We start from the raw sequence: 6,398 nt of genomic DNA, 5'->3' as shown, positions 1-6,398 counted from the left end.
CGCATCGGCTGGTCCGCCGACACCCCCCACGTCCCCGCGCTCCGCCACCGCCGGGACGGCATACTCCCGACCGTCGCCGCCGCGCTCTCCGTCCGCGGCGCCACCCTCACCGGCACCGCCGCCCGCGGCGACCAGCCCCCGCCGCTGCACCACCTCGTCCAGGACTTCCTCGACACGCTCCCCAGCGACCGCCGCGACCGCTTCACCGGCCGCTGCGCCGAGGCGCTCCTCATCTCCCGGCACATCACGGCCGCCGACGAGACCCGCAGCCGCCGCGCCGCCCGCAAGCCCATGACCAACGGCGAGGCCCGCAAGGCCCTCAAGCAAGCCAAACTCACCACCCGCCACATCCGCGAGGACGGCGACCCCCTGCACGGCACCTTCGCACCCCCCTGCCGCGCCTGCACCGCCCTCACGGCCCACTTCAGCATCCGCGTCGTCGAGACGTCCGAGGACTAGCCACGTACGACGCTGTAGCCGTCTGTGTGAACCACAGCCCCGGCAAAAGCGTCAACATCACCAGGAACCCCCGCACCACCCGGGACTCCGCACCACCGCCCCGGCCTCGACGAACGAACGGCAGATGCACCACACCGACCGCACCTCGACCACCCGCTTCCCGGTCCCCGTGGACGCCGCCCTGCGCAAAGCGGGCTGGCTCCCGGGGCGCTGGGACATCAAACAGGCCGAGTTCTGGGCCGACACCCTGCGCGAGCACGTCTCCCCGGCGGGCCACCGGCACGCCGTCTTCCCGGCGGCGGTCGAGGCGTGGGCGGAGTTCGGCGGCCTGCACATCGCGCCCATCGGCCCGGGCCGGCAGATCGCCCCCGCGGTCTTCCACCTCGACCCCCTGCACGGCCTCCACCAGGCCCGCACCCTCTGCGACCTCGGCAGAGCCCTCGCCACCGACCTGTCCCCCCTCGGCGCCGAGCCCGACACCCACACCCTCCTCGCCATCGACACGGCCGCCCGGATCTACGCCCTGGACCACACCGGCGACTGGTACCTCGGCCACACCATCGACCAGGCGCTGGGCGCACTCATATCGGGGACGCACCCGATCCGGCTGACGACGGAGGGGTGAGGGGCGGAAAAGGGGGATTCGAAAAGTCGGGCGAATCGTGAACCGGGTCGCGGCGCCGAAACGATGAAGGGGTACGAGCACAAAAGGCACACCCCTTGACCAGCACCCTTCTCACCTCACCGCCCCGCAGGAATCACCGCCGACACCCGAAACCCCCCGGCCTCCGTGGGCCCCGACACGAACACCCCGCCCAGCCCCACCACCCGCTCCTTCATCCCGACCAGCCCGTTCCCCCCGGACGGCAGCCGGGCGGCGGACGCCGACCCCGCCTCCGACGGCGGCTCGTTCTCCACCTGCATCGCGATCTCCTCGTCCCGATGCGCCAGCCGCACGTACGTCTTGGCCCCGGCGGCGTGCTTGTGGACGTTGGTCAGCGCCTCCTGCACCACCCGGAACGCGGTCTGCTCGATCTCGGCGACGTAGGCGCGCACCTCCCCCTCCACCGACAGCGCCACCACCATCCCGGCGGCAGCCGACTGCCCGATCAGCTCCTCGACGTCCGCGAGGCAGGGCCCCTCCCCCTCCTCGACGGCCCGGAAAGCGGCGGCGGCAGCGGCAGCGCCCACGGCGGCCAGCGGCAGCCCTCCGGGGGACGACACCGTCCGCTCACCCCCGCTGCGCAACACCCCCAGCATCTCCCGCAGTTCCGTCAGCGCCTGTCGCCCCATGTCCCCCACCAGCGCGGCGTTGCGCACGGCCTTCTCCGGATCCTTCCGGGCGACCGCCTGCAACGCGGCGGCGTGGACGACCATGAGGCTCACCCGGTGCGCGACCACGTCGTGCATCTCCCGGGCGATCCGCGTCCGCTCCTCCCCCCGCGCCCACTCCGCGCGCTCCTCCGCGCGCTCAGCGAGCAGCTGCAACTCGCGCTCCAGGCTGTCCGCCCGCTCCCGCAGGCTCTCCATCAGCCGCCGCCGGGCCCCGATGTAGAGGCCGAGCAGGACGGGCGGCGCGGTCATCCCGAGGGCGGTCGCGATCGAGGCGAACGGCACGAACCAGTCGCCGATCGTCAGACCCCCCTCCCCGAGCTGCTTCAGCCGGACGAACGTCACGACCAGCATCCCCATCATCGACATGCCGGCGAGGGATCCGATGATCCGCCGGGGCAGTTCGGACGCGGCCAGCGTGTACAGCCCGACGAGCCCCATCAGGAACCCCATCTGCGCCGGGGTGATGGCGATCGAAACCAGCACCACGGCGATCGGCCACTTCCGCCGGACGACGAGCACGCTCCCGGCGACGACCCCGAACACCACGCCCGCCCACAGCGGAATCCCCGCGTCCCTGGCGAACGGCACGCCCTCCGCCCCGCACTCGACCATCGAGGCGAGCCCCAGCCCCGCGTCGAACGCGGCACTGCGCCGCCGCCCCCACCACCACGGCCCTGCCCGGCCCGCAGCCACCTCTTCCCCCGTCCTGGTCATGCCTCCAGCCTACGGTCGCCCTCCCCCCGTTTTCCGGAAACTTTCCGCACCGCGCCCTCTCGGACACCGATCGAACACCGACCCTCACCGGATCGAACAGATGAGCTATGTCGATCCCCTTGCCGGAATGATCAATTCCGGGCGCACGGTATGCCCATGGCACATGCACCAGACAAGTACACCGACTTCGAGGGCCTGCGGACCCAGGCAGTGGCCCTACGCCGATCCGGCCTCAGCCGCCGCCAGATCCGCGACCGCCTCCACGTCGACAACAACGACCTCCTCAACCGCCTCCTCGACGGCGAGCCCGCCCCCGAGTGGACGAAGCGCCCCAACGCCAAGGACGACCTCCGCGACCAAGCCCGCGAACTCCGCCTCCAGGGCTGGACGTACGACCAGATCCAGGTGGAGCTGGGGTGCTCGAAGAGTTCGATATCGCTGTGGGTACGGGATCTGCCGAAGCCGGAGCGCCGCGACTCCGCGGAGCAGGCGAGGCTGGCCAACCGGAAGAGGTGGGAGCACGAGCTGGCGGTACGGGATGAGGAACGGCAGCGAGCGAAGTCCGCGGCGACGGAACAGATCGGCAATCTGTCGGATCGCGAGCTGTTCCTGATCGGCGTCGGGCTCTACTGGGCGGAAGGCAGCAAGGACAAGCCGTACGCCCGCAGGGAGAGCGTCATCTTCGTCAACAGCGACCCAGGCATGATCAAGGTTTATCTGGCCTGGCTGAACCTGCTCCAAGTGGAACCCGAGCGGCTCCGGTTCACCGTCATGATCCATGAGAACGCCGACATCGCGGACGCCGAGCGCTACTGGGCCGACCTACTCGGCATCGAGGCCGCCTCGTTCACCAAGACGAACGTGAAGAAGCACAACCCCAAGACAGTCCGAAAGAACGTCGGCAACGCGTATCACGGCTGCCTGACGGTCCGCGTCCTCAAGGGAGCGGATCTGTACCGTCGCATCGAAGGCGCCTGGTGCGGCATAGTAGGGGCTGCAACTGCGTCCGACCTAGAGAATCGGACATAGGGGCAATCCATCCCGGATCGTCTAAGGGCAGGACAAACGGTTTTGGTCCGTTGAATGAGGGTTCGAATCCTTCTCCGGGAGCTACACCACACATATCCCCAGTTCGGGTCCTGACCGGTTCAGTCCAGTCAGGACCCGCTCCCATGTCCTCCGGGAAACGCCCCGGTATCCTTCGGATGTCCCCACCCACACAAAGCCGAAGGGCAACTCCGTGAGCGCCATCCGCCCGGCAGCCGTCGTCGTTCTCGCAGCGGGTGAGGGCACCCGTATGAAGTCGGCCACTCCGAAGGTTCTGCACGAGCTGTGCGGAAGGACGCTGGTGGGCCATGTGCTCGCCGCCGCGCAGGAGTTGGACCCGGAGAACCTGGTCGTGGTCGTGGGGCACGCGCGCGAGAAGGTGACGGCACACCTCGCGGAGAACAGCGCCGCCGTCCGCACGGCCGTCCAGGAGCAGCAGAACGGCACGGGTCACGCCGTCCGCATGGCGCTGGAGGAGCTCGGTGGCGAGGTCGGCGGGACGGTCGTCGTCGTCTGCGGGGACACCCCCCTGCTGACGGGTGCGACGCTCGGCGAGCTGGCGGCCACTCACCACACCAACGGGAACGCGGTGACGGTGCTGACGGCGCAGGTGCCGGACGCGACGGGGTACGGACGGATCGTCAGGGACGGCGGCACGGGCGCCGTCACCGCGATCGTCGAGCACAAGGACGCCTCCGAGGAGCAGCGGGCGATCCGGGAGATCAACTCCGGGGTGTTCGCGTTCGACGGGCAGTTGCTGGCGGACGCGCTGAAGAAGGTGCGGACGGACAACAGCCAGGGCGAGGAGTACCTGACGGACGTGCTGGGGATCCTGCGCGAGGCGGGGCACCGGGTCGGCGCCTCGGTCGCCCGCGACCACCGCGAGATCGCCGGCATCAACAACCGCGTCCAGCTCAGCGAGGCACGCCGCACCCTCAACGACCGCCTCCTCACGCAGGCGATGCTGGACGGCGTCACGGTCGTCGACCCGGCGACGACGTGGGTCGACGTGACGGTGACGTTCGGCCAGGACGCCGTCGTCAACCCGGGCACCCAGCTCCAGGGGGCCACGCACATCGGCGAGGGCGCCGAGGTCGGGCCGAACACCCGGCTGACGGACACCCGGGTCGGCGCGGGCGCGCGCGTCGACAACACCGTCGCCGTCTCCTCGACGATCGGGGAGGGCGCGAGCGTCGGTCCGTACGCGTACCTGCGCCCCGGCACCCGGCTGGGTGCGAGGGGCAAGATCGGTACGTATGTGGAGACCAAGAACGCCTCCATCGGCGAAGGCACGAAGGTCCCCCACCTGTCGTACGTGGGCGACGCGACGATCGGTGATTTCAGCAACATCGGCGCCGCGAGCGTGTTCGTGAACTACGACGGCGAGAGCAAGCACCACACGACCGTGGGCTCGCACTGCAAGACGGGTTCGGACAACATGTTTGTGGCACCGGTCACGGTCGGGGACGGCGCGTACACCGCCGCGGGCTCCGTGATCACGAAGGACGTACCGCCCGGTTCGCTGGCCGTGGCCCGTGGCCAGCAGCGGAATATCGAGGGCTGGGTGGCCCGAAAGCGTCCGGGAAGCGCCGCGGCGAAAGCCGCCGAGGCGGCGTCCCGGCAAGGCGAAGGCGAAAGCTGACCGAAAACGGCTGCGCCGAACAGGGCGTACCGTGATAAGTGCACACCCGCACCCACCAGCTGAGACGCTCCCTCACGCCCAGTTGTGAACACGGCGTCGCGCGGCTGAGACACCTCTGAGGAGACAGTGCTGTGACCGGGAACAAGACGACCGGCGAGAAGAAGATGATGTTCTTCTCCGGCCGCGCCCACCCCGAGCTTGCCGAGGAGGTCGCCCACCAGCTGGGGGTCGGGGTCGTCCCGACCAAAGCCTTCGACTTCGCGAACGGCGAGATCTACGTCCGCTACGAGGAGTCGGCGCGCGGCGCCGACTGCTTCGTGATCCAGAGCCACACGGCTCCGATCAACCAGTGGATCATGGAGCAGCTGATCATGATCGACGCGCTGAAGCGCGCGTCGGCGCGGTCGATCACGGTGATCGTGCCGTTCTACGGCTACGCCCGCCAGGACAAGAAGCACCGCGGCCGTGAGCCGATCTCGGCCCGCCTGATCGCGGACCTGATGAAGACGGCGGGCGCGGACCGGATCCTGACGGTCGACCTGCACACCGACCAGATCCAGGGCTTCTTCGACGGCCCGGTCGACCACCTCTTCGCGCTGCCGCTCCTCGCGGACTACGTGGGCGCGAAGGTCGACCGCGACAAGCTGACGGTCGTCTCGCCGGACGCGGGCCGCGTGCGCGTGGCCGACCGCTGGTGCGACCGGCTCGGTGCGCCGCTGGCGATCGTCCACAAGCGGCGGGACAAGGACGTCGCGAACCAGGTGACCGTCCACGAGGTCGTGGGTGAGGTCAAGGGCCGCGTGTGTGTCCTGGTCGACGACATGATCGACACGGGCGGCACGATCTGCGCGGCGGCGGACGCGTTGTTCGCGCACGGTGCGGAGGACGTCATCGTGACGGCGACGCACGGTGTGCTGTCCGGTCCGGCCGCCGACCGGCTGAAGAACTCCCGGGTGAGCGAGTTCGTGTTCACGAACACGCTGCCGACGCCGGGCGAGCTGGCCGCCGACCTCGACAAGATGACGGTGCTCTCCATCGCGCCGACCATCGCGAGCGCGGTGCGTGAGGTGTTCGAGGACGGTTCGGTGACGAGCCTCTTCGACGAGCAGTGAGGTTTCTGCACTGCAGAGTGACCGATCTCTGATCGTTTTGGGTACGGCCTCTCTCCCCGAGTATGCTGCGAAAGTTGCTCGGCGAGGGA

Annotated in this window: 6 protein-coding genes and 1 tRNA gene; 6 read left to right on the top strand and 1 reads right to left on the bottom strand. The window is 69.6% G+C overall.

Annotated elements, in window-relative coordinates; translation table 11 throughout:
* Both ACVNF4_RS12275 and ACVNF4_RS12270 read left to right on the top strand, forming a co-directional pair.
* Positions 1 to 459: YwqJ-related putative deaminase (locus ACVNF4_RS12275; protein ID WP_461802790.1), on the top strand; the 459-nt coding region annotated here is incomplete at its 5' end.
* 124 nt (positions 460 to 583) lie between these two features.
* A complete protein-coding gene (locus ACVNF4_RS12270) occupies positions 584 to 1,084 on the top strand; it encodes an SUKH-3 domain-containing protein (protein ID WP_461802789.1) in 501 nt (166 codons plus the stop codon).
* 116 nt (positions 1,085 to 1,200) lie between these two features.
* Here the strand turns inward: ACVNF4_RS12270 and ACVNF4_RS12265 are convergent, their stop codons facing one another.
* The gene (locus ACVNF4_RS12265) at positions 1,201 to 2,508 is read right to left on the bottom strand and encodes a sensor histidine kinase (RefSeq protein ID WP_461802788.1); all 1,308 of its coding nucleotides are present in this window, start codon (positions 2,506 to 2,508) and stop codon (positions 1,201 to 1,203) included.
* A gap of 156 nt (positions 2,509 to 2,664) precedes the next feature.
* Here ACVNF4_RS12265 and ACVNF4_RS12260 point away from each other — a divergent pair, with 156 nt between their 5' ends.
* The 4 genes from ACVNF4_RS12260 (at position 2,665) to ACVNF4_RS12245 (ending at position 6,309) form a co-directional block, all read left to right on the top strand.
* On the top strand, positions 2,665 to 3,537 hold the full coding sequence (locus tag ACVNF4_RS12260) for a hypothetical protein (protein WP_461802787.1): 873 nt from the start codon (positions 2,665 to 2,667) through the stop codon (positions 3,535 to 3,537).
* A gap of 10 nt (positions 3,538 to 3,547) precedes the next feature.
* Positions 3,548 to 3,618: transfer RNA gene (locus tag ACVNF4_RS12255), tRNA-Gln, on the top strand.
* Positions 3,619 to 3,748: 130 nt separating this feature from the next.
* Entirely contained in the window at positions 3,749 to 5,197 is a 1,449-nt protein-coding gene (gene glmU, locus ACVNF4_RS12250) for a bifunctional UDP-N-acetylglucosamine diphosphorylase/glucosamine-1-phosphate N-acetyltransferase GlmU (RefSeq protein ID WP_461802786.1), read from the top strand.
* A 131-nt stretch (positions 5,198 to 5,328) separates the two neighbouring features.
* Entirely contained in the window at positions 5,329 to 6,309 is a 981-nt protein-coding gene (locus ACVNF4_RS12245; protein ID WP_461802785.1) for a ribose-phosphate diphosphokinase, read from the top strand.
* Positions 6,310 to 6,398 lie beyond the last annotated feature (89 nt).

This window comes from Streptomyces sp. S6, assembly GCF_054880855.1.
This window is presented reverse-complemented; position numbering and strand designations above follow the sequence as displayed.